This is a genomic window from Pseudomonas sp. SWI44 (assembly GCF_002947915.1).
Classification (GTDB): domain Bacteria; phylum Pseudomonadota; class Gammaproteobacteria; order Pseudomonadales; family Pseudomonadaceae; genus Aquipseudomonas; species Aquipseudomonas taiwanensis.
Map to the genome: position 1 here is coordinate 3312900 of NZ_CP026674.1, position 21238 is coordinate 3334137.

The following is a 21238-nucleotide window of genomic DNA, read 5'->3' on the forward strand; positions in this document are numbered from 1 at the left end:
GCTCAACCAAGGTTCGCCCAATCCACACCACGCGCCTTGATCACCAGGCTCACGGTGCTGTGCTCCGCAGCCTGATGGCACGCCAGGAACCCACCCACTGGATACAGGTTGTGGATCTCCAGGCCATGCCCTTTGGCATTGACCAACTGGATTTCCCGACGCCCTTCTTCCAGCTGCGTGACATCGAACGGCTCGCCCAGCTGCACATCGGTCAAAGTCCACAGCGCCGGGTCCTGGCTGCCAATGGGTTCGACATTGACCAAACCGTCGGAGGTGGTGAACACCCCTTCACCGAAGTGGGGGCCGCTGCGAACGTACAGCCGATAACCGGCGTCGCTATGGCGGAAATACAGCACCAGCGCGACCGGCTGTTCGCCTTTGTCGAAATTGACCAGCCCCAGCTCTTGGCCGTGCTGCCAGTCGGCGTCCGAGCCATTGAGCAGTCCAAGGGTGCGGTTCCCTTGCACGGCATACCCTGGCGTTTGCTGTGGGCTGTCGAGGGCTACCTGCCCTGTGGTCATGCTGCCGAGCGTGTTGATGGGCGACTCGGCCACTTCCAGGGTGGCGGTGAACGAGTGTGCGACGTGATCGGTCATGGGAGGCTCCACTAGGTTGGGGAGGCCTCAGGCTAGGGGGCTTTGCCGGGCTAGCCCACGCGGAACGGGTTCCGTACAGGGCGCAGAAACGAAGAAGCCCGGCACGAGGCCGGGCTTCTTCACATCAGGCAATCGCCAATCAGTTGCCGTAAACCGGCAGCTTCTTGCAGATGGCCTTGACCTTCTCACGCACGGCATCGATGACCGCTTCGTTGTTCAGGTCAGCCAGGATGTCGCAGATCCAGCCGGCCAGCTCGCGGCACTCGGCTTCCTTGAAACCACGGGTGGTGACGGCTGGGGTGCCGAAACGCAGGCCCGAGGTGACGAACGGCGAACGTGGGTCGTTCGGTACCGAGTTCTTGTTGACGGTGATGAAGGCTTTGCCCAGCGCGGCGTCAGCGTCCTTACCGGAGATTTCCTGCTTGATCAGCGACAGCAGGAACAGGTGGTTCTGGGTGCCGCCGGAAACGACGTCGAAACCACGCTCGATGAACACGCTGGCCATGGCCTGGGCGTTTTTCACCACTTGCTGCTGGTAGGCCTTGAACTCAGGCTGCAGGGCTTCCTTGAAGCAGATGGCCTTGGCCGCGATGACGTGCTCCAGCGGGCCGCCTTGGGCGCCTGGGAAGACGGCGGAGTTCAGCTTCTTCTCGATCTCTTCGTTCTTGCGAGCGAGGATCAGGCCGCCACGCGGACCACGCAGGGTCTTGTGGGTGGTGGTGGTGACCACGTCGGCGAACGGAACCGGGTTCGGGTACACGCCAGCGGCAACCAGGCCGGCAACGTGGGCCATGTCGACGAACAGGTAGGCACCGACCTTGTCGGCGATAGCGCGGAAGCGGGCGAAGTCCAGAACCTGCGAGTAGGCCGAGAAGCCGGCAACGATCATCTTCGGCTTGTGCTCGACGGCCAGGCGCTCGACTTCGTCGTAGTCGATCAGGCCGTTGGCGTCGATGCCGTACTGGATGGCGTTGTACAGCTTGCCCGAAGAGCTCACGGAAGCACCGTGGGTCAGGTGGCCACCGTGCGCCAGGCTCATGCCCAGGATGGTGTCACCGGCCGACAGCAGGGCCAGGTAGACGGCAGCGTTGGCCTGGGAACCGGCGTGCGGCTGGACGTTGGCATAGTCGGCGCCGAACAGCTGCTTGGCACGGTCGATGGCCAGTTGCTCGACCACGTCGACGTATTCGCAGCCACCGTAGTAGCGCTTGCCTGGGTAGCCTTCGGCGTACTTGTTGGTCAGGACCGAGCCCTGGGCTTCCATGACTGCCGGGCTGGTGTAGTTTTCCGAAGCGATCAGCTCGATATGCTCTTCCTGGCGCAGAGCTTCTTGCTGCATGGCTTCGAAGAGCTCGGCGTCGTACTTGGCAATGGTCAAATCACGGCTGAACATGGCGGTCCTCAAGGATCGGGGTGAATTGGGGGGGCATTCTAACCGATTGATTCGCGCCTGGCATATGAAGTGGCATCAAGTCGCGGACCAATGGACTTCATGTTGGATCCCGCGCCGTGTCTGGGCTGGCTGGGGGCGTGAGTTGACTCGAAAGTCCGTTTTCCGCCGCCTCTGTGCTGGCATCGGATCACTGGAACATGAACAGCGTTTCGTTGCTGAATTGCGCCTCGAACTGGTTGGCCGGCATCGGCCGTCCGAACAGGTAGCCCTGCACTTCGTCGCAGCCGTGCTCACGCAGGAACTCCAACTGCTCATGGGTTTCCACGCCTTCGGCGATCACCGCCAGGTTGAGGCTATGGGCCATGGCGATGATCGCCCGGGCGATCTGGGCATCCTGTTCGCCTTCGGGCAGGCCATCGACGAAGGTGCGGTCGATCTTCAGCACGTCGATGGGGAACTGCTTGAGGTAGTTGAGCGACGAGTAGCCAGTGCCGAAGTCGTCGACGGCAATGCTCAGGCCAAGGTTCTTGAGGCTGTCGAGAATCTGCATCGCCTCGTTGACCTCGCGCATCAGGATACTTTCGGTCAGCTCCAACTCCAGGCACGCCGGCGGCAGGCCGGTCTCTTCCAGAATGGTGGCGATGCGCGTGCCCAGCTGGCCGTCGGAGAACTGCCGTGCGGAAATGTTCACCGACACCTTCGGCACACGGACTTTCTCCTTGTGCCAGGCCTTCAGTTGGCGGCTGGCCTCGCGCAGCACCCAGTCACCCACATCCACCACCAGGCCCAGCTCCTCGATCACCGGAATGAAATCGCCCGGCGGCACCAGGCCACGGGTGGGGTGGCGCCAGCGCAGCAGCGCTTCGGCACCGGTCAGGCGCTTGCCGTCGCCGCTGAACTGCGGCTGGTAGTACAGAATGAATTCGTTCTGCTCCAAGGCATGGCGCAGGTCGCTTTCCAGTTCCAGGCGCTCCAGGGCACTGGCGTTCATCTCGGCCTGGTAGAACTGGAAGTTGTTCTTGCCGCGCTCCTTGGCGTGGTACATGGCCGTGTCGGCGTTCTTCATCAGTTGGCTCAGTTCGCTGCCGTCCTGCGGGCTGAGGGCGATACCGATACTGGCGGTGACGAAGAACTCACGGTTTTCCAGCACGAACGGCCGCACCAGGCTCGCGAGGATGTTTTCGGCCACGTGGATGGCGCGGTTGAGCGCCATTTCACGGGTGGCGCGCGGTTGCAGCAACAGGGTGAATTCGTCGCCGCCCATGCGCGCCACGGTGTCGTCGTCATCGACGCACGCCAGCAGGCGCAGGGCCATGTCCTTGAGCATGCGATCGCCCGCGGCGTGGCCGAGGGAGTCGTTGATCGGCTTGAAGCGGTCCAGGTCGAGGAACATCAGCACCACCCAGGCCTTCTGCCGATCGGCCTGCTGCAGCGCGTTGTACAGGCGGTCCTGGAACAATGTGCGGTTGGGCAGGTGCGTCAGGGCATCGTAGTAGGCCAGGCGATGAATGCGTTGCTCGCTGGCCTTGCGCTCGCTGATGTCGGTGAAGAAGCACACGTAGCTGGCCAGGTCGCCTTCGTCGTCGAGCACGGCGGTGATGCCGACCCATGCCGGGTACGGCTCGCCATTGCGACGCTTGAGCCACACTTCGCCTTCCCAACTGCCGCGCTGGTGCAATTGCTTGAGCACGTAGGCAAGGTGGCCTTCCTGCTGCTCATCGACGGTCAGCATGCCGGGCAGTTGGTCGAGTACTTCCTCCACCGCATAGCCGCTGACGCGGCTGAACGCTTCGTTGGCCTGGACGATGTAGCCGGCCGGGTCGGTGATCAGAATGGCCGAAGTCGAGTGCTCGAATACCGTGGCGGCCATGCGCAGGTCTTTTTCCGCGCGGCGCTGCTGGCTGATGTCGCGGCCAACCCCCAGTACCCCCTCGAAGCGCTCGTGCTCGTCCCACACCAGTACCAGGCGCAGTTCGATGGGAATCTTGCGGCCATCGGCACGCAGGCAGTCGAACAGGAACAGCTGGGAGGGCAGTTGGCTGCGCAGCTGCGCCAGCTGTTCGCGGTCGCCCATGGCTTTGCTGACCCGTTCCATCAGGCTATAGATGCCGGTGAGCTGGGCCGGGTTGGCGACGATCGACTGCCAGCTGTTCTCGAAGATCCACTCGGCCCGGTAGCCCAGCACGGCATGCACCGACGGGCTGACGTAGTTGAGCTGCAGCTGGCTGTCGGTGGAGAAGATCACATCGCTGATGCTCTCGGCGAGCATGCGGTAGCGTTGTTCGCTGTCGCGCAGAGACTGGCTGGCCTCGATCTGCACGGTCACGTCCTTGCCCACTCCGATGATACGGGTGACGACGCCATCGGCGTCGCGGGTCAGCACCTGTTCGCGAATCTCATAGCAGCGCCAGTTGCCGTCGCGGTGGCGGAAGCGCAGTTGGCAATGCAGCGACTCGCTGTGGCCGGTCTCGCGTTGATGCTGAAGCAGTGCCTTGTAGTGTTCGGCGTCTTCGGGGTGTAGGAGCAGCTCCCAGAAGCGGTCGCCCATCTGCGCCAGCTCGCTGCGGTCATAGCCCAGGGTCTGGCCGAGGTGGCGGTTGCTGAAGATCATCCGCTTGTTGAAGACGTCCTGCACATACAGTTGGTCGGGTACGGTGCGTACCACGTCCGACCAGAAACTTTCGCGTTCGAGCAGCGACAGCTCTACCTGCTTGCGGCTGGTGATGTCGCTGATGCTGAGGATGACCGCCTGGTAGTTGCGCCGCTGCTGCGGCAGGCGGGCCATCAGCCACAGGTGCAGTTCTCCACCGAGCGGGGCGGGCAGGCGGACTTCGAGTTCCAGCACAGGGCGCTGTTCGATCAGCGCGTCGATCAGTTGCATGCCGACGCTGTCGCGGCCATCGCCGCTGCCGTCGATCAGGCGCTGCCAGGCGCCTTCGTTGCAGTCGACATTGAGCAACTGGCGCGCCACTTGGTTGATTTCGGTGATTTTCAGTTCCAGCAGCAGGGCGCGGCGCAGGTTCGGGTCCAGCGCCAGGCTTTGCTTGAGCGCGGCCAGGTTGCGCAGGTGGTAGCGGTCGAGCTGGCCGGGCAGGCTGGAGAGGTCGAGCACGCACAAGGCCACGCCCGTGCCCTCGAAGATGTCCTGGTAGCGGCGGCGGTCCTCCTGCAGGGCCTGCTGGCGTCGGCGCATGTTGATCAATGCCAGCACCGGCAGCAGCGCGCAGAACAGCACCAGCATGCATTTGCCGATCAGCGCCGGCAGCAGCTTCTGCCGGGCCAGGCCGGCATCGAACAGCCCGCGCAACTGCCATGCGCTGTTGTCGATGAAAGCCAGCATGACGCTTTGCAACGGCTCATTGCTGGTTTGCACCGGGGCATGGCGCTCCAGCACATCGCCGCTGCGGCTGTTTTCCAGCAGCCACAAGGGGTGGCTTACGCCATCGAGGTGAATCGTCAGGGTCCTGTAGTAGGAGGGCGCAAGGCGCAGCAGCCAGTAACCGCGATCCTGCTCGGTCGACTGGCGCAACAGCAGGTAGACGGTACGGTTATCGTCCGAGTTGGAGAAAAAGTAGGCGCGGCCCTTGGCCAGTTCGACCAGCTCGTCAATCCACTGGCGGTCTGGGCTGCCCGCCAGGCTGTCGCCGCGCACGTTACCGGCAGCATCGAGCCAGGCCAGTTCCCGCAGCTCGGGCAGGCGTTCGCGCAGGGTTTGCAGCAGGCTGGGCAGTGCTGCGGGCGTCGGCGTTTTGACGTAGGGCTGGACCACATTCACAGCCTCCTGGGCTTTGAGCGCCATGTTCAGGCCCAGGTGGTCCGCCAGGTCGGCACTGGTCGCCAGGCTTTGTTGACGCAGCTCCGCCTGCGTGTGATGGAACTGGGCGAACAGCTGCCACAGCAGCAAACCCAGCAGAACCAGGGCCAGCAGGGCCAGCGCACCTTTGACCGAGCCGCGCACGGACGCAGCCGGAGCGGAGGAGGCAGGTCGCAGCGAGGGCGAGTGTGTGAGATCGGTCAAGCGGTGGTCCTGCAATTGGGCTGGCGATGGCAGGGTTTGATCATGCACGGTGTGTGCCGCAAGGCCGTGGCCGTGCTGGCGTGGCGCACTATACGGCGGGACACCGGAAAGGGGCTAGCATGCCAATCATTATGGCAAAGTGCCAGCGCTGCTGTCCTGTGCCGACGGTCGTCGCCCGCTGGGGGGGTTCGGCAAGCCCCTGCAACCTGTGCGAGAATGCCGGCCGCTTCAATGACAACGCATCGGAGATGTTCGGTTTTGGTTACCCACTATTCCACCAATGGCCTCGATTCCGCCTGCGGGCGCAGCAGTCAGACCCTTGTCAGCACTGCCGTGACCGAGGACGTATCCTGCAAGTCTTGCCAGCGTTCGCTGGACAAATCTGGCGCGGCTAGCGCGCCGAAGAGCAAGAGCCCGTCGCTGGCCGAGCTGCGCAAAACTGCCAAGGCGGTTGCAGAGCCGGCCGTCGAGTCCGTCGCTGCCAAGCCAGCCGCCAAGGTCGTGAGCGCGCCGGTCGGCAAGCCGGCCAAGGCCGCCGAGCAGCCTGCCCGTCGCGGTGGCTTCAGCGTCAAGGCCGCCTGGGCCGCGCGTCTTGCCGAGCAGGGCGACCGTTGCCGCTTGCCGCGGGGCAAGGCCAAGCAGCGTCACGTCTGACACCCTTATCGAGCCGGTAAGGGCCAATGCGCGGGTAAACCTGCTCCCACAGCAATGGGCTGCCCCCAAGCGGGTGCGGTCCGGCAAACGATCGAACCTGTGGGGGCGGGCTCTACCCGCGAAAGGGCCGTCACGGACGCTGGAAGCGGCGCTCGATCCCTGCAACTTCATCCCACCATCCGACCACCCTGCGCAATGCCGCGTCTTGGCGTAGAATGGTCGACTTTGTTCAATGACACCCCCGTAAACACATCCCCCTGGTCACAAGGCCGGGGCGTACGTCGATGTCTTTACCTATCTGATAGAGGGCTTGGTTTTGGCTCAATACGTCTACACCATGCATCGGCTGAGCAAGGTCGTGCCGCCGAAGCGGGAAATTCTCAAGAATATTTCCCTGTCGTTCTTCCCAGGCGCCAAGATCGGCGTACTCGGCCTGAACGGTGCGGGTAAATCGACCCTGCTGCGGATCATGGCGGGCGTCGACAAGGAATTCGACGGCGAAGCCCGTCCGATGCCTGACATCAACGTCGGCTACCTGCCGCAGGAGCCGCAACTGGATCCGACCAAGTCGGTCCGTGAAGTGGTCGAGGAAGCGGTCAGCGTGATCAAGGACGCCCAGGCGCGCCTGGACGAAGTGTACGCGGCCTACGCCGAACCCGACGCCGACTTCGACAAGCTGGCCGCCGAACAGGCCAAGCTGGAGGCTATCCTGCAGGCCGCCGACGGCCACAACCTGGAGCGTCAGCTGGACGTCGCCGCCGACGCCCTGCGTCTGCCAGCCTGGGACGCCCGCATCGAGCACCTGTCCGGTGGTGAGAAGCGCCGCGTGGCGCTGTGCCGCCTGCTGCTGTCGGCCCCCGACATGCTGCTGCTCGACGAACCGACCAACCACCTGGACGCCGACTCGGTGGCCTGGCTGGAGCGCTTCCTGCACGACTTCCCCGGCACCGTGGTGGCGATCACCCACGACCGTTACTTCCTCGACAACGTCGCCGGCTGGATCCTCGAACTGGACCGCGGTGCCGGTATCCCGTACGAAGGCAACTACTCGGGCTGGCTGGAGGCCAAGTCCGAGCGTCTGGCGCAAGAGTCCAAGCAGCAGAGCGCCCACGAGAAGGCCATGAAGGAGGAACTGGAGTGGGTGCGCAAAGGCGCCAAGGCCCGCCAGTCCAAGTCCAAGGCCCGTCTGGCACGCTTCGAAGAAATGCAGTCGCAGGAATTCCAGAAGCGCAGCGAGACCAACGAGATCTACATCCCGGCCGGTCCGCGCCTGGGCGACAAGGTCATCGAGTTCAAGAACGTCACCAAAGGCTATGGCGACCGCGTGCTGATCGACAACCTGTCGTTCTCCATGCCTAAGGGCGCCATCGTTGGCGTGATCGGCGGTAACGGTGCCGGTAAGTCGACCCTGTTCCGCATGTTGATGGGCAAGGAACAGCCAGATTCGGGCAGCATCGAGATCGGCGAAACAGTGCAACTGGCCTGCGTCGACCAGAGCCGTGAAGACTTGGACGGCAACAAGACCGTGTTCCAGCAGGTTTCCGACGGTTCCGACATGATCCGCATCGGCAACTACGAGATCCCGTCGCGCACCTACGTTGGCCGCTTCAACTTCAAGGGTGGCGACCAGCAGAAGTTCGTCAAGGACCTCTCCGGCGGTGAGCGTGGCCGTCTGCACCTGGCGCTGACCCTGAAAGAGGGCGGCAACGTCCTGCTGCTCGACGAACCGTCCAACGACCTCGACGTCGAAACCCTGCGTTCGCTGGAAGAAGCCCTGCTGGACTTCCCAGGCGCCGCCATCGTGATTTCCCACGACCGTTGGTTCCTGGACCGTGTGGCGACCCACATCCTGGCGTACGAAGACGACTCGAACGTGGTGTTCTTCGAAGGTAACTACACCGAGTACGAAGCCGATCGCAAGAAGCGCCTGGGTGACGCAGCTGCCCAGCCGCACCGTGTACGCCACAAGAAACTGGCCCAGTAAGCCGGTCTTTTGATGCACAAGAATGGGGCCCTAGCGGCCCCATTTTTGTGCCTGATTGGGAAGCGATGTTGGCTTCATGCGCGGGCATTCTTGCTACTGGAGATGCGGCGCTAACCTCAGGACTTGCAGGCTCCTTGTGGGGGTGGGGTAGCCGCGGAGCGGCCGCCGCCGAAGGGCTATTTTGTATACAGTTATATAATACGCACCAAAAAATTTCATAAAAACGACATTTCGCCCTGTTCCAGTGCGATTGCTTCTTGGTACATTCCAGAAAAAACCAATAAGCCCAATCCCTCTTGGTGAGATGTCTACCATGATCGAATCCGTCGACAATTTCCTCGCGCGCCTGAAACAGCGCGATCCGGCCCAACCCGAATTCCACCAGGCGGTGGAAGAGGTGCTGCGCAGCCTGTGGCCGTTCCTCGAAGCCAACCCTCGCTACCTGCAGGCCGGGATTCTCGAGCGCATGGTCGAGCCGGAGCGCGCGGTGCTGTTCCGAGTGTCGTGGGTCGATGACCAGGGCAAGGTCCAGGTCAACCGCGGTTACCGCATCCAGATGAGCAGTGCCATTGGCCCTTACAAGGGCGGCCTGCGCTTCCACCCGTCGGTGAACCTCGGCGTGCTGAAGTTCCTGGCCTTCGAACAGGTATTCAAGAACTCCCTCACCTCGCTGCCCATGGGCGGCGGCAAGGGCGGCTCGGACTTCGACCCCAAGGGCAAGAGCGATGCCGAAGTCATGCGCTTCTGCCAGGCCTTCATGAGCGAGCTCTACCGCCACATCGGCGCCGACCTCGACGTGCCGGCCGGTGATATCGGCGTAGGCGCCCGCGAAATCGGCTACATGTTCGGCCAGTACAAGCGCCTGGCCAACCAGTTCACCTCGGTACTCACCGGCAAGGGCATGACCTACGGCGGCAGCCTGATTCGTCCGGAAGCCACCGGCTATGGCTGCGTGTACTTTGCCGAGGAAATGCTCAAGCGCCAGAACCTGCGCATCGACGGCCGTCGCGTGGCGATCTCCGGTTCCGGCAACGTTGCCCAGTATGCGGCGCGCAAGGTCATGGACCTGGGCGGCAAGGTGATCTCGTTGTCCGACTCCGAAGGCACGCTGTACGCCGAAGCGGGCCTGACCGATGCCCAGTGGGAGGCGCTGATGGCGCTCAAGAACGTCAAGCGCGGCCGCATCAGCGAGCTGGCCAGCCAGTTCGGCCTGGAGTTCCGCAAGGGCCAGACACCGTGGAGCCTGCCGTGCGATATCGCCCTACCATGCGCCACGCAGAACGAACTGGACAGCGAAGACGCTCGCACCTTGCTGCGAAACGGCTGCATCTGCGTAGCCGAAGGCGCCAACATGCCGACCACCCTCGAAGCCGTGGATATCTTCCTGGACGCCGGTATCCTGTACGCGCCGGGCAAGGCGTCCAACGCCGGTGGCGTGGCCGTGTCGGGTCTTGAGATGTCGCAGAATGCGATGCGTCTGCTGTGGACCGCCGGCGAGGTGGACAGCAAGCTGCACAACATCATGCAGTCGATTCACCATGCGTGCGTGCACTACGGTGAAGAGGCCGATGGCAAGGTCAACTATGTCAAAGGCGCGAACATCGCAGGCTTCGTGAAAGTGGCTGACGCGATGCTGGCGCAAGGCGTGGTCTGATCGCAGGCCCGGGGGCCGCAGCGCGGCCCCTACCGTTCGCCTTCGATGTCGACGACCTCGATCAGTTGATCCCCCGCTGGCCGTCGCCACAACACTTCATCCCCAGGCGCTGAACCCAACAATGCCCGTCCCAGCGGCGAGCCCCAGTTGATCAACCCTTGGCTGGCATCCGCCTCGTCCTCCCCGACCAGTTGCACCGAATGCTCCTGGCCCTGCTCATCGGCGAACGTCACTCGGCTCCCGATCTGCACCTTGCTGCGCGAGGTCGCGGCAGGCACCACCTGCGCGCTCTGTACGCGCGCGCTGAAATAACGCAGGTCCCGTTCGGTATCGGCCAGGCGTTGCTGGTCGGCACGCTCGCCTTGAGCCTGTAGTTCGCTGCGCAAGGTATTGAGCGCGGCCACCCGCTGGTGCAGCTGGTTCAGGCCGTTGGCAGTGACGTAGTTGGGCTGCTCGCTCACCAGGCGCTCTACCGGCGGGTCTGCCTGGGCGGCGGCCTGGTCTTCGTTGACGAATGCTCGGCTCATGCTGGGGCCTCCTTATGCAGGGGACCATGGTGACAGGTCAGTGGTTTCGGGGGATGTCCGTTTGCGACCTAGTTGCGCCGATAGGCACGTCCCGCGTCGCGGTCTTTTTCCTGCTGCCATTCACGGTCACGCTCATCCCAATAGCGCTCGCGGTACTGGCGCAGGTCTTCGCTGTCCTGCATGGCGTGGCACTGGCGAAAGCCATCGTCCCAGCCACTTTCATATTGCCGGTTGTGCAGGTAGCGGGGCACGTCCTTGCGAAAATCGCCGACCATCAGCCCGGCAGCCTGGCGACCGCTGCTGCAGCCATCCTGGAAGCCGTCGGCGTAGGCGGGGGGATAACCTTGCTTGACCATTTGCTCATGGGTGGTTTCGCAACCTGTCAGCAGCAAGGCGATGCACAACCCAAACCAGTACCGCGACATATCCACAACACCTCCCAACGATCGTGGAAAGTCTAGGTGGCGTTTTGTCGGGGAGTCGTCAAAACAGTGTCAAAGAGTCGGTTGGGTCACGTTGGTCGCGGGTAAAGTCGCGCCTGCAGGGCCAGCCGATGCCTGCAGGCGCGCTGAGAGGACTCAATAGTGATACCACTTCAACTCCAGCATCACCTCATTCTGCGCCGTGGCCAGGTGGCTGAATGCCCGCGAGGCGCTCAGGCGCAACCCGAGGTTCTGGCTGATCTCCCATTGCTGGTTCAGGCTCACGCTGCGCCGCACTTCGCCATGGGTGAAGTAATCGCCCTTGGCCTCCAGCGTCATGTTGCCCAGCCCATTGCGCCACAACAGCCCGCCATTGAAGCCCGCTGCCGGGGCGATGAACGGGGCGAAGTCGTTATGGTGCTCGACCCGCACCGTGCCCAGGGCAAAGCCCAGCAAGCCGTCGGACAACTGCCAGGTGCCACCGGCGCCGCCGTTCACGTGGCTGACCAGCACTTCGTCGTCATGCTTGCCCGGCACCCGTTCCAGACCACCGGCAACCTGCCATGACCACGGCTTGAGCAGCGCGTTGCGAGGCGTCAGCGAGCGAATGGTGGCCAAGTCCAGGCGCTGCACCTGCCAGTCGTTGCCTTCGTACTGGCGCAGCTTGAGCTGGAGGATTTCGATCTGTGCGCCCAGCGGGAAGCCGTAGGCGTTGTCGTTGAGGTCGTGGTAGGCCATGCGCAGGCCGTACTCGGCAAAGGCCCGGTCCTCGCGGGTGCCGACGCCCAGTTGCCAGGTACGCGAGTCGTGGCCATCCTCCGGCAGGCCGGGTCGCTCTATTTCAAGCGCCGGCGGCGGGTTGCGGTTGATCGCCCGCAGCAGCTCGAAACTGCGCTTGGCCTGCGCGGGGTCGCGTTGCTGGCCGTTGGCGCGGTAACGCTCCAGGCGGTACGCGGCATCCTGCACCAGGGCTTGGCGCTCGCGGGGCAGGGCGGTGAACCCAGGGCTTTGCAGCTGTGCCGTGTCGGCGCTGACGGCCAGCACCTGGCGCTTTTCGTCGTGATCCAGGGGCTCGGCCCGGGCCAGCAGTTCTCGCTCGCGCGAGGGGCGGTAGTTGATGCTGCTGACCAAACCAGACTGCTTGACGGCCTTGACCGTGTCGGTGGGGATGGCGGTCAGGGGGAACTGCGAGGTCAGGTCCAGGCCTGGGCGGGCCACTTGCAGCAGTTCGAGCAGGCGGTAGGAGCAGTTTTCATCGAAGAAGAAGTAATCGAACTGGATCTGCTTGAGTTCCCACACGTGCTCGACCATGCGCCCGGTTTCTTCGGGCGTGAGGTCTAGCTGGTATTCCCACAGGTCGCGGTTTTCCAGGCTGCGGTATTCGGACAGTTTCTCCTGGTAAGGCATCAGCGCGAACAGGCCTGGGTAACCGCCCATCAGGCCTTTCCAGGCATACAGGATGCTGTTGTCGCTGCCTTCGATGTAGGCGCCGAAATTGATCGCATAGCTCAGCAGCGTGGTGTCGTCGCTGCGGGTGTGGGACTGGTCGATGCGCAGCAGGGTATGGCCGAACATCGACGATGGGCTGTTCAGGTAAGCCGCCGGGAAGATCAACGCTGCGCTGTGCGGGTCGATCGACTGGTACCAGGTCTTGAACGCCTGGCAGTCTGGTTGCGGCAGGTCTTGCAGGTCGAGTTGCTCGCGCAGCCAGCGGGTGCGGGCGGGGAATACGCACTGGGCGTGCTTGTCGCCTTGGCTGGCCGGGGCATACAGCGCTTCGACGGTGGACTTGAGCTCCTGGTCGGGGTGGTGCGCGCCGTCCTCGGCGAGGAAGAACGCGTCATCGTCGACATAGCTGCGCCAGCCGCCGAGCTTGGCGGTTTCGTAATGGCCCAGGGCAATCCAGTAAGGGGTATTGGCCAGTTGCTGGATACGGCCTTGTTCCAGCGCAGGCATGGCATGAACAGGGGCGCAGGCAACCAGCGCCAGGTAAGCGAGGCGTTTGAGCATGTCGGGCAACTACTTCTCAACGATGCCGAAAGAAAAGGCGAAACCCGCCCCGAGAAGGGGCGGGAGCAGCTGCGCTTAGGCCTCGGTGGCGTACTTGGCCAGGCGTGGGTCGTTCTTCAGAACGGCCAGGGTGTTGTTGTGGACAGTCTCGGCAGTGACGTCGGCGCTGCTGAAGATCTGGTCGAAGTGCTGGTGGGTGACCGATGCAAAGTAGCCGCGGTCTTCCGGAGCCACGCCGAGTACCACGGCATAGGTGGTCAGGGCTTCGCCCTGGCCCTTGGCCATGTCTTCGGACAGCTCGTTCATCATGCCATTCATGGCGAACCACGACTTGCCGCCATAGGTCAGTGCCGCCTTGGTCGAGCAGCCGTTGGTACCGGAAGTCATACCGAAGGTGGCGTTGCCGGAGGTGCCGTTGGTGGTAGAGGCCAGGAAGTGCGCCGGAGTGCCGCGTTGGCCTTCGAACAGCAGGTTACCCCAGCCGCAGTTCGGGCCACCTGGCGCTTCGGCCATGGCGTTGATGGAGACCACGGTGAACAGAGTACCCAGAAGAATCCGTTTCATAGCATTTGTTCTCTTTGTCTAAACCAAGGGTCAGGGTTATCTGGCAACTCGGTTGCCAGGTCGGGAAAGCTTTTCACCCACCCGCGCAGCTTGGAGTTTAGGCACGATCTAAAGGTTGCGTCGCTGATTGCGAAAAATTTGCTTGCCTTCGGTGGGCGATGCGGCTGCGACATAAAGTCCCGCCGAGCCTTGCAAGGCGCGCGCGGGCAGCGCCAGAATGCTGCTATCCGCCCGCCGAAGTAAGGAAACACAATGCCCGATCCTGTCGCTGCGCGCCTGCGTCTCGCGCCCGAAGCCCTGACCCGGCGTTTTTCCCCCGAGCAGTTTGCATTCACCAACACCGACGATCTGGAGCCGTTTCGCGGAGTACTGGGCCAGGAGCGCGCTGTAGAGGCCCTGCAATTTGGCGTGGCGATGCCGCGCCCTGGTTACAACGTGTATGTGATGGGCGAGCCGGGCACTGGCCGCTTCTCGTTCGTCAAACGCTACCTCAAGGCCGAGGGCAAGCGTCAGCAGACCCCGTCCGACTGGGTCTACGTCAACCACTTCGACGACACCCGCGAGCCGCGTGCGCTGGAGCTGCCGTCGGGCAGCGCCGCCGAGTTCATCGCCGACATGGGGGGGCTGATCGACAACCTGCTGTCCACCTTCCCGGCGGTGTTCGAGCACCCGTCCTACCAGCAGAAGAAAGGCGCCATCGACCGCGCCTTCAACCAGCGCTATGACCGCGCCCTCGACGTGATCGAACGTGCCTCGCTCGAGAAGGACGTGGCCCTGTACCGCGACGCCAGCAACGTCGCCTTCACCCCCATGGCCGACGGCAAGGCACTGGATGAAGCCGAATTCGCCCAGTTGCCAGAAGAGGTTCGCGAGCAGTTCCACGAAGACATCGCCCAGCTGGAAGAGCGCTTGAACGAAGAACTCGCCAGCTTGCCGCAATGGAAGCGTGAGTCCAACAACCAGCTGCGCCAGCTCAACGAAGAAACCATCACCCTGGCCTTGCAGCCGCTGCTGGCGCCGTTGTCGCAGAAGTACGCCGAGAATGCGGCCGTGTGCGCCTACCTGCAGTCCATGCAGCTGAACCTGCTGCGAACGGTGGTCGAGCAACTGGTCGACGACAGCAAGACCGATGCCGCCGCGCGTAAGCTGCTGGAAGAGCAATACGCCCCCAGCCTGGTGGTCGGCCACCATGCCGATGGCGGCGCGCCGGTAGTGTTCGAGCCGCACCCGACCTACGACAATTTGTTCGGCCGTATCGAATACAGCACCGACCAGGGGGCCCTGTACACCTCGTACCGCCAACTGCGCCCCGGTGCGCTGCACCGCGCCAACGGCGGCTTCCTGATTCTGGAAGCCGAGAAAATGCTGGGTGAGCCGTTCGTGTGGGACGCGCTCAAGCGCGCCCTGCAATCGCGCAAGCTGAAGATGGAGTCGCCCCTGGGCGAACTGGGCCGCGTGGCCACCGTCAGCCTTACGCCGCAGGTGATCCCGCTGAACGTCAAGCTGGTGATCATCGGTTCGCGTCAGCTGTACTACGCGTTGCAGGACCACGACCCGGACTTCCAGGAGATGTTCCGGGTGCTGGTGGACTTCGACGAAGACATGCCCATGGTCGACGAGAACCTGGAGCAGTTCGCCCAGTTGCTGCGTACCCGTACCAACGAAGAGGGCATGGCGCCGCTGACCAGCGATGCGGTGGCACGCCTGGCCACCTACAGCGCCCGCCTGGCGGAAAACCAGTCGCGGCTGTCGGCGCGTATCGGCGATCTCTTCCAGTTGGTCAGCGAGGCCGATTTCATTCGCCAGCTGGCCAGCGACACCATGACCGACGCGGGGCACATCGAACGTGCGCTCAAGGCCAAGGCCACCCGTACCGGTCGGGTTTCGCAGCGGGTGCTGGACGACATGCTCGCCGGCATCATCTTGATCGACACCGAGGGCGCGGCCATCGGCAAGTGCAACGGGCTGACGGTGCTGGAGGTCGGTGACTCGGCGTTCGGTATGCCGGCGCGGATCTCGGCCACGGTGTACCCCGGTGGCAGCGGCATCGTCGATATCGAGCGCGAGGTCAACCTGGGCCAGCCGATTCACTCCAAGGGGGTGATGATCCTCACCGGTTACCTCGGCAGCCGCTACGCCCAGGAGTTCCCGCTGGCGATCTCGGCAAGCATCGCCCTGGAGCAGTCCTACGGCTATGTCGACGGCGACAGTGCTTCGCTGGGCGAGGTGTGCACGCTGATCTCGGCCTTGTCGCGCACGCCGCTCAAGCAGTGCTTCGCCATCACCGGGTCGATCAACCAGTTCGGTGAAGTGCAGGCTGTGGGTGGGGTCAACGAGAAGATCGAAGGCTTCTTCCGCCTGTGCGATGCCCGAGGCCTGACGGGCGACCAAGGCGTGATCATCCCGCGGGCCAACGTCGCCACGCTGATGCTCGACGAGCGGGTGTTGCAGGCGGTCGAGGCCGGGCAGTTCCACGTCTACGCGGTGAGCCAGGCCGACGAGGCGTTGAGCTTGCTGGTGGGTGAGGAGGCCGGCGTACTGGACGACAAGGGCCAGTTCACCGAAGGCAGCGTCAATGCCCGGGTGGTGGAGCGCCTGCGGGAAATCGCCGAGATGATCAGCGAAGAAGACATCAAAGAGGCAGAAAAAGAACGTCTGGAGGACATGATTGCCCAAGCCAAGCCGGCTTGAGTCAAGAAAACGGCGCTGAAGGCGATGTGCTACCGTTCAGCGCCGGTTTTCCATCTTTTTCCGTCGCTATTCTATGCTGGAACGTAGGACGGTATCAGGGTTCAGGATGGAAACAGCCTGTGATTCCAGGCTGAACAGGGCTCATTGGAGGGGACGCGGCCATGCGCAACCTCAGCCTTACTCGCCAGTGCCTGGGCCTGGTGACCCGCATTGAATGCAGCATTCGCCCACTGGCCGGTGACAACGGCATGTGGACCCTGCTGTTCGCTGCCGGCATGGCCGGTGAACAACCGTCGGCCATCAAGGCGCAGGGACCGTTCCATGGGCCCGCGGTGGCCGAGTCGGTGCTCCATGCCATCGTCGACAGCCTGACCTTGCACGGGTATCAGGTGGCGCACGATCCACAGATCTGGGCGCTGCACCTGCAGGCGCAGTTGCGACGGATCAACGGCGAGCGTTGTCGCAACCTTGGGGATTACCAGTTCCATCCTGAAACCTGAGCAGCCGCCGCTGCTCGTTTTGGAAGGCGCTGGCGATTGGCTCGCGCAACTGCCCAAGGCTTTTGCTGTCACAGGTGGCTGGCTATACTCGCCCTCGCTTTTTTAGTCACCTGACGAGTCCCAATCCCTCCATGGAACGTATTCTCGAAAACGCGATGTATGCCTCTCGCTGGCTGCTCGCTCCTATCTATTTCGGCCTGTCCCTGGGCTTGTTCGCCCTGGCGTTGAAGTTCTTCCAGGAAATCATTCACGTCCTGCCCAACGTGTTCTCGTTGGCCGAGGCGGACCTGATCCTGGTCATCCTGTCGCTGATCGACATGTCGCTGGTTGGCGGCCTGCTGGTGATGGTGATGATCTCGGGCTACGAGAACTTCGTCTCGCAGCTGGACATCGACGAAAGCAAGGAGAAGCTCAACTGGCTGGGCAAGATGGACTCTTCGTCGCTGAAGATGAAAGTGGCGGCGTCCATCGTGGCGATCTCCTCCATCCACCTGCTGCGGGTGTTCATGGATGCGCAGAACATCTCCACCGACTACCTGATGTGGTACGTGATCATCCACATGACTTTCGTCATCTCGGCGTTCGTCATGGGTTACCTGGACAAAGTCACCAAGCATTGACGGCTGGCGCTGTGGGAGCCGCCCTTGCTCCCACGGCAAATGCACACTAACGGACGAGCGGCGGCGGTAATGCCTTGTGTATTGCCCTTTTCCGTACAAAAAATGAGCAGTCATGCGTGGTTCCCATTGCGAGGTGCTCTCATGAACCTGCATCAGCTCAATTCCGAGGCCAGGGCCGGCCATGTCGATGAAGTCAACCTGATCGCCATCGAAGGTGGCGATTACCTGCTCGAGGCTCGGGTCAAGGGGCATGCCCATCCTTTGTCCGACACGCGGGGAGAACGCTTGCGGGTGCATTCGGTGGAGGATGCGCGCAAGTTGCTGCAAACCATTCCGATGGTCTCCATGAACCTGGTGCACTGGTCCGTCCAGGATGAAATGGTCGGCATGGGCACCCATCCTGAAGAAGACCTCAAGGTTCCGATTTCCCAGCGTTCGGCCTGGTAGCTGCTCGCAGCGTCCCAGTGTGCTAGGCTGCTCGCCCTTTTCATCAAGGGCGCGGCCTCACTGCGCCCTGCAGTGGAGCACGACAATGTCCGAACTCAACCTGACCACCGACGAATCTCGCGTCAGCTACGGCATCGGCCGTCAGCTGGGCGGCCAGCTGCGTGACAACCCGCCACCCGGCGTCAGCCTGGAAGCGATCCTGGCTGGCCTGACCGACGCCTTCAACGGTGCTGAAAGCCGCGTCAGCGAAGCCGACCTGTCGGCCAGCTTCAAAGTCATCCGCGAAGTGATGCAAGCCGAAGCGGCCGCCAAGGCTGAAGCCGCCGCTGCCGAAGGCAAGGCATTCCTGGCCGAGAACGCCAAGCGTGAAGGCATCACCACCCTGGCTTCGGGCCTGCAGTTCGAAGTGTTGACCGCAGGTGAAGGCGCCAAGCCGACCCGCGAAGACAACGTGCGTACCCACTACCACGGCACCTTGATCGACGGCACCGTGTTCGACAGCTCGTACGAGCGTGGTCAGCCGGCTGAATTCCCGGTGGGCGGTGTGATCGCGGGTTGGACCGAAGCCCTGCAGCTGATGAACGCTGGCAGCAAATGGCGTCTGTACGTGCCGAGCGAACTGGCTTACGGCGCTCAAGGCGTGGGCAGCATCCCGCCGCACAGCGTACTGGTGTTCGACGTCGAGCTGCTCGACGTTCTGTAAGACCTGCTGATGCCATTCGCGGGTAAACCCGCTCCTACAGGGCCTGTGGGAGCGGGTTTACCCGCGAATACTCAAAGACCTGCGAGCTTCAAATCCAGTCTGTCCCACCGGGGCGCAACGCCCGCGCATAGCAGAACAGAAACACATTTCGCACCAGCTCCTTGAGCACTATCGGCTCGCTCGAATTCAACCCGCTCATGTCCAGGTCGCCCTGGTCACGCAGTTCATCGAGCGCTTCTGCTTCAAGCAACGCGCACACTTCGCCGGTTTCGCGATGAAGTATGCGCAGGTAGGGGTGAGGGCGGTCCAGCCAGGCGTCGATCAGATAAGTCATGGCTATTCTCCTTGGATAGCGGTTCCAATGAGAATAATTCTTATTATCTAAATAGCAAGCGCCAATTGCCGGACAGGCGCGTCATCAGACCTTACGCACGAACTCGGACTTCAGCTTCATCGCGCCGATGCCGTCGATCTTGCAGTCGATATCGTGGTCGCCGTCGCACAGGCGGATGTTCTTGACCTTGGTGCCAACCTTGACGACCAGGGAGGAGCCTTTGACCTTGAGGTCCTTGATCACGGTAACGGTGTCGCCGTCCTGCAGGACATTACCGACAGAATCCTTTTTCACCACGTCATCGCTGGCGGCCTCGGCTTCGCCGCTGGCCGACCACTCGTGGGCGCACTCAGGGCAGATCAGCTGGGTGCCATCCTCGTAGGTGTATTCGGAGTTGCATTTGGGGCAGGGTGGCAGAGTGCTCACTTCGGTTCCTTAAACAGACGGACGGTTAAAGGCCCATATTGTATAAGGTTTTGTGCGGCAAGTGTTTCTGTCCGTACAAATGCCTTCGCGGGTAACCCCGCTCCCGATACAGCATCGGAGCCGGGTTACCCGCGAAGGAGGGCGAAGCGGTGTTCAGTGCGTGCGTGCGACGGCGAATTCGCTCAGCTCGACCAGGGCATCCCGGTATTGGCTGGCAGGCAGCACTTCCAGGCAGGCAATGGCACGCTTGACGTAGTCACGGGCCAGCTCGGCAGTGTACTTGAGGGCGCCCGATGCACTGACCGCTTCACGGATCTGCTCCAGATCATCGAGGCCACCCTTCTGGATCGCCTTGCGCACCAGGGCCGCCTGCTCGGGCGTACCTTCGCGCATGGTGTAGATCAGCGGCAGGGTCGGCTTGCCTTCGGCCAGGTCGTCGCCGACGTTCTTGCCCAGGGCTTGCGCATCGCCTTCGTAGTCGAGCAGGTCGTCGACCAGTTGGAAAGCTACGCCCAGGTGGTCGCCGAAGGTGCGCAGTGCTTCGCGCTGCTCCTCGGTGGCGCCCGCCAGCGCCGCTGCGCTGTGGGTCGAGGCTTCGAACAGCATCGCGGTCTTGCCGCGGATGACGTCCATGTAGATTTCCTCGGTGGTGCTGGCATCACGGACGCGCGACAGCTGCAGCACCTCACCCTCGGCGATGACGCGGGTGGCCTGGGACAGGATCTTCATGACCGGCATCGAGCCCAGCTCGACCATCATTTCGAACGAGCGCGAATAAAGGAAGTCGCCCACCAGCACGCTCGGTGCGTTGCCCCACAGGGCGTTGGCGGTGGAGCGGCCACGGCGCATGCCGGACATGTCGACCACATCGTCATGCAGCAAGGTGGCGGTGTGCAGGAACTCGATGGTGGCGGCCAGCAGGCGCAGGTCGTTGCCCTCACGGCCCAGCGCCTTGCCGCACAGCAGCACCAGCAGGGGGCGCAGGCGCTTGCCGCCAGCGGACGTGATATAGTCGCCGATCTTCGATACCAGCGGCACGCGCGAGGTCAGCTGCTTCTTGATGATCTCGTCGACGGCGCTGAAATCGTCAGCCACCGCGCGGTAGAAGGATTGGGGTTGCATCGGCTGCTCCATTGAGGTTGCGCGGCATGCTAGGTCGCGGGTCCCGGTGTGTCAAGGCGCGGTACCTGCGGGCCTGGGGCGGCACTTGCAAGCAAAACCTGGGTTGCGTACAATCGCGCACCCTAACTTCCTGGGCAGCACCTGCCTTACGCAATTGCACAGGGCCGTTCCAGCCCCATGCAGCCATGCCAGCCAATACTCATCATATAAAGCGCTGGGTGAGCAGGATTATCGGAGAAATACCCATGTCTTACGCAGTAATCGTTACCGGCGGCAAGCAGTACAAAGTCGCTGAAGGTGAATTCCTCAAGATCGAAAAACTGGAAGTCGCTACTGGCGAATCCGTGACCTTCGATCGCGTTCTGCTGGTTGCCAATGGCGACGACGTCACCATCGGCGCTCCAGTCGTCGCTGGTGCTAAAGTTGTAGCCGAAGTCGTTTCGCAAGGCCGTCACGACAAGGTCCGCATCATCAAGTTCCGTCGTCGTAAGCACCACATGAAGCGTATGGGCCACCGCCAGTGGTTCACCGAAATCAAAATCACCGGTATCCAGGCTTAATCCCCTCGATCCC

At 62.7% G+C, this 21238-nt stretch carries 19 protein-coding genes; 9 read left to right on the plus strand and 10 right to left on the minus strand.

Annotated features, from left to right (window positions below; genetic code table 11):
- Positions 1-2: 2 nt before the first annotated feature.
- From C4Q26_RS15685 to C4Q26_RS15695, 3 genes are all read right to left on the minus strand, one after another.
- Positions 3-596 carry a hypothetical protein gene (locus tag C4Q26_RS15685; protein ID WP_023382413.1) on the minus strand — a complete coding sequence of 198 codons (594 nt, stop codon included), beginning with the start codon at positions 594-596 and terminating at the stop codon, positions 3-5.
- 139 nt (positions 597-735) lie between these two features.
- Entirely contained in the window at positions 736-1989 is a 1254-nt protein-coding gene (gene glyA, locus C4Q26_RS15690; RefSeq protein ID WP_023382412.1) for a serine hydroxymethyltransferase, read from the minus strand.
- A 187-nt stretch (positions 1990-2176) separates the two neighbouring features.
- Positions 2177-6007 carry a bifunctional diguanylate cyclase/phosphodiesterase gene (locus C4Q26_RS15695; RefSeq protein ID WP_023382411.1) on the minus strand — a complete coding sequence of 1277 codons (3831 nt, stop codon included), beginning with the start codon at positions 6005-6007 and terminating at the stop codon, positions 2177-2179.
- Between the two features lie 258 nt (positions 6008-6265).
- Here C4Q26_RS15695 and C4Q26_RS15700 point away from each other — a divergent pair, with 258 nt between their 5' ends.
- From C4Q26_RS15700 to gdhA, 3 genes are all read left to right on the plus strand, one after another.
- The gene (locus C4Q26_RS15700) at positions 6266-6661 is read left to right on the plus strand and encodes a hypothetical protein (RefSeq protein WP_023382410.1); all 396 of its coding nucleotides are present in this window, start codon (positions 6266-6268) and stop codon (positions 6659-6661) included.
- A 316-nt stretch (positions 6662-6977) separates the two neighbouring features.
- Complete coding sequence (gene ettA, locus C4Q26_RS15705; RefSeq protein ID WP_023382409.1) at positions 6978-8645, plus strand: energy-dependent translational throttle protein EttA; 1668 nt, start codon at positions 6978-6980, stop codon at positions 8643-8645.
- A 313-nt stretch (positions 8646-8958) separates the two neighbouring features.
- Positions 8959-10299: an NADP-specific glutamate dehydrogenase gene (gdhA, locus tag C4Q26_RS15710; protein ID WP_023382408.1), complete on the plus strand. Its 1341-nt coding sequence runs from the start codon at positions 8959-8961 to the stop codon at positions 10297-10299.
- Between the two features lie 29 nt (positions 10300-10328).
- On the opposite strand, the gene C4Q26_RS15715 is transcribed toward gdhA, so the two are convergent.
- The 4 genes from C4Q26_RS15715 to C4Q26_RS15730 form a co-directional block, all read right to left on the minus strand.
- Positions 10329-10826 (minus strand): GreA/GreB family elongation factor, encoded by a 498-nt coding sequence (locus tag C4Q26_RS15715; RefSeq protein ID WP_027907645.1) that lies wholly within the window; start codon positions 10824-10826, stop codon positions 10329-10331.
- A 68-nt stretch (positions 10827-10894) separates the two neighbouring features.
- On the minus strand, positions 10895-11251 hold the full coding sequence (locus C4Q26_RS15720; RefSeq protein ID WP_023382406.1) for a hypothetical protein: 357 nt from the start codon (positions 11249-11251) through the stop codon (positions 10895-10897).
- A 153-nt stretch (positions 11252-11404) separates the two neighbouring features.
- Positions 11405-13258 (minus strand): DUF4105 domain-containing protein, encoded by a 1854-nt coding sequence (locus tag C4Q26_RS15725; protein ID WP_104883284.1) that lies wholly within the window; start codon positions 13256-13258, stop codon positions 11405-11407.
- Positions 13259-13333: 75 nt separating this feature from the next.
- Positions 13334-13822 carry a DUF3015 domain-containing protein gene (locus C4Q26_RS15730; RefSeq protein ID WP_023382404.1) on the minus strand — a complete coding sequence of 163 codons (489 nt, stop codon included), beginning with the start codon at positions 13820-13822 and terminating at the stop codon, positions 13334-13336.
- Positions 13823-14074: 252 nt separating this feature from the next.
- Between C4Q26_RS15730 and C4Q26_RS15735 the strand changes: the two genes are divergently transcribed.
- The 5 genes from C4Q26_RS15735 to C4Q26_RS15755 all read left to right on the plus strand — a co-directional run bounded on the left by C4Q26_RS15735 (position 14075) and on the right by C4Q26_RS15755 (position 18783).
- Positions 14075-16513 (plus strand): Lon protease family protein, encoded by a 2439-nt coding sequence (locus C4Q26_RS15735; RefSeq protein ID WP_104883285.1) that lies wholly within the window; start codon positions 14075-14077, stop codon positions 16511-16513.
- A 161-nt stretch (positions 16514-16674) separates the two neighbouring features.
- Entirely contained in the window at positions 16675-17013 is a 339-nt protein-coding gene (locus tag C4Q26_RS15740) for a hypothetical protein (protein WP_023382402.1), read from the plus strand.
- A 131-nt stretch (positions 17014-17144) separates the two neighbouring features.
- The gene (locus C4Q26_RS15745) at positions 17145-17633 is read left to right on the plus strand and encodes a TIGR00645 family protein (RefSeq protein ID WP_104883286.1); all 489 of its coding nucleotides are present in this window, start codon (positions 17145-17147) and stop codon (positions 17631-17633) included.
- A 141-nt stretch (positions 17634-17774) separates the two neighbouring features.
- A complete protein-coding gene (locus tag C4Q26_RS15750) occupies positions 17775-18080 on the plus strand; it encodes a DUF6482 family protein (RefSeq protein ID WP_023382400.1) in 306 nt (101 codons plus the stop codon).
- Between the two features lie 85 nt (positions 18081-18165).
- Positions 18166-18783, plus strand: a complete 618-nt coding sequence (locus C4Q26_RS15755) for an FKBP-type peptidyl-prolyl cis-trans isomerase (RefSeq protein ID WP_023382399.1) — start codon at positions 18166-18168, stop codon at positions 18781-18783.
- Between the two features lie 88 nt (positions 18784-18871).
- Here C4Q26_RS15755 and C4Q26_RS15760 read toward each other — a convergent pair whose 3' ends face one another.
- The 3 genes from C4Q26_RS15760 to C4Q26_RS15770 form a co-directional block, all read right to left on the minus strand.
- The gene (locus C4Q26_RS15760; protein ID WP_104883287.1) at positions 18872-19117 is read right to left on the minus strand and encodes a hypothetical protein; all 246 of its coding nucleotides are present in this window, start codon (positions 19115-19117) and stop codon (positions 18872-18874) included.
- 84 nt (positions 19118-19201) lie between these two features.
- Positions 19202-19543 carry a zinc ribbon domain-containing protein YjdM gene (locus tag C4Q26_RS15765; protein ID WP_023382397.1) on the minus strand — a complete coding sequence of 114 codons (342 nt, stop codon included), beginning with the start codon at positions 19541-19543 and terminating at the stop codon, positions 19202-19204.
- 153 nt (positions 19544-19696) lie between these two features.
- Positions 19697-20665, minus strand: coding sequence for a polyprenyl synthetase family protein (locus C4Q26_RS15770; protein WP_023382396.1), 969 nt, complete (start codon positions 20663-20665; stop codon positions 19697-19699).
- 245 nt (positions 20666-20910) lie between these two features.
- On the opposite strand from C4Q26_RS15770, the gene rplU reads away from it, so the two are divergent.
- Positions 20911-21225: a 50S ribosomal protein L21 gene (rplU, locus tag C4Q26_RS15775; RefSeq protein ID WP_011532169.1), complete on the plus strand. Its 315-nt coding sequence runs from the start codon at positions 20911-20913 to the stop codon at positions 21223-21225.
- Positions 21226-21238: the final 13 nt, after the last annotated feature.

Excerpts from the sequence above, each read along its gene's own strand:
- C4Q26_RS15685 (WP_023382413.1), bottom strand. The coding sequence starts at position 596 with ATGACCGATCACGTCGCACACTCGTTCACCGCCACCCTGGAAGTGGCC.
- glyA (WP_023382412.1), bottom strand. The coding sequence starts at position 1,989 with ATGTTCAGCCGTGATTTGACCATTGCCAAGTACGACGCCGAGCTCTTC.
- gdhA (WP_023382408.1), top strand. The coding sequence starts at position 8,959 with ATGATCGAATCCGTCGACAATTTCCTCGCGCGCCTGAAACAGCGCGAT.
- C4Q26_RS15715 (WP_027907645.1), bottom strand. The coding sequence starts at position 10,826 with ATGAGCCGAGCATTCGTCAACGAAGACCAGGCCGCCGCCCAGGCAGAC.
- C4Q26_RS15720 (WP_023382406.1), bottom strand. The coding sequence starts at position 11,251 with ATGTCGCGGTACTGGTTTGGGTTGTGCATCGCCTTGCTGCTGACAGGT.
- C4Q26_RS15725 (WP_104883284.1), bottom strand. The coding sequence starts at position 13,258 with ATGCTCAAACGCCTCGCTTACCTGGCGCTGGTTGCCTGCGCCCCTGTT.
- C4Q26_RS15730 (WP_023382404.1), bottom strand. The coding sequence starts at position 13,822 with ATGAAACGGATTCTTCTGGGTACTCTGTTCACCGTGGTCTCCATCAAC.
- C4Q26_RS15735 (WP_104883285.1), top strand. The coding sequence starts at position 14,075 with ATGCCCGATCCTGTCGCTGCGCGCCTGCGTCTCGCGCCCGAAGCCCTG.
- C4Q26_RS15740 (WP_023382402.1), top strand. The coding sequence starts at position 16,675 with ATGCGCAACCTCAGCCTTACTCGCCAGTGCCTGGGCCTGGTGACCCGC.
- C4Q26_RS15745 (WP_104883286.1), top strand. The coding sequence starts at position 17,145 with ATGGAACGTATTCTCGAAAACGCGATGTATGCCTCTCGCTGGCTGCTC.
- C4Q26_RS15750 (WP_023382400.1), top strand. The coding sequence starts at position 17,775 with ATGAACCTGCATCAGCTCAATTCCGAGGCCAGGGCCGGCCATGTCGAT.
- C4Q26_RS15755 (WP_023382399.1), top strand. The coding sequence starts at position 18,166 with ATGTCCGAACTCAACCTGACCACCGACGAATCTCGCGTCAGCTACGGC.
- C4Q26_RS15760 (WP_104883287.1), bottom strand. The coding sequence starts at position 19,117 with ATGACTTATCTGATCGACGCCTGGCTGGACCGCCCTCACCCCTACCTG.
- C4Q26_RS15770 (WP_023382396.1), bottom strand. The coding sequence starts at position 20,665 with ATGCAACCCCAATCCTTCTACCGCGCGGTGGCTGACGATTTCAGCGCC.
- rplU (WP_011532169.1), top strand. The coding sequence starts at position 20,911 with ATGTCTTACGCAGTAATCGTTACCGGCGGCAAGCAGTACAAAGTCGCT.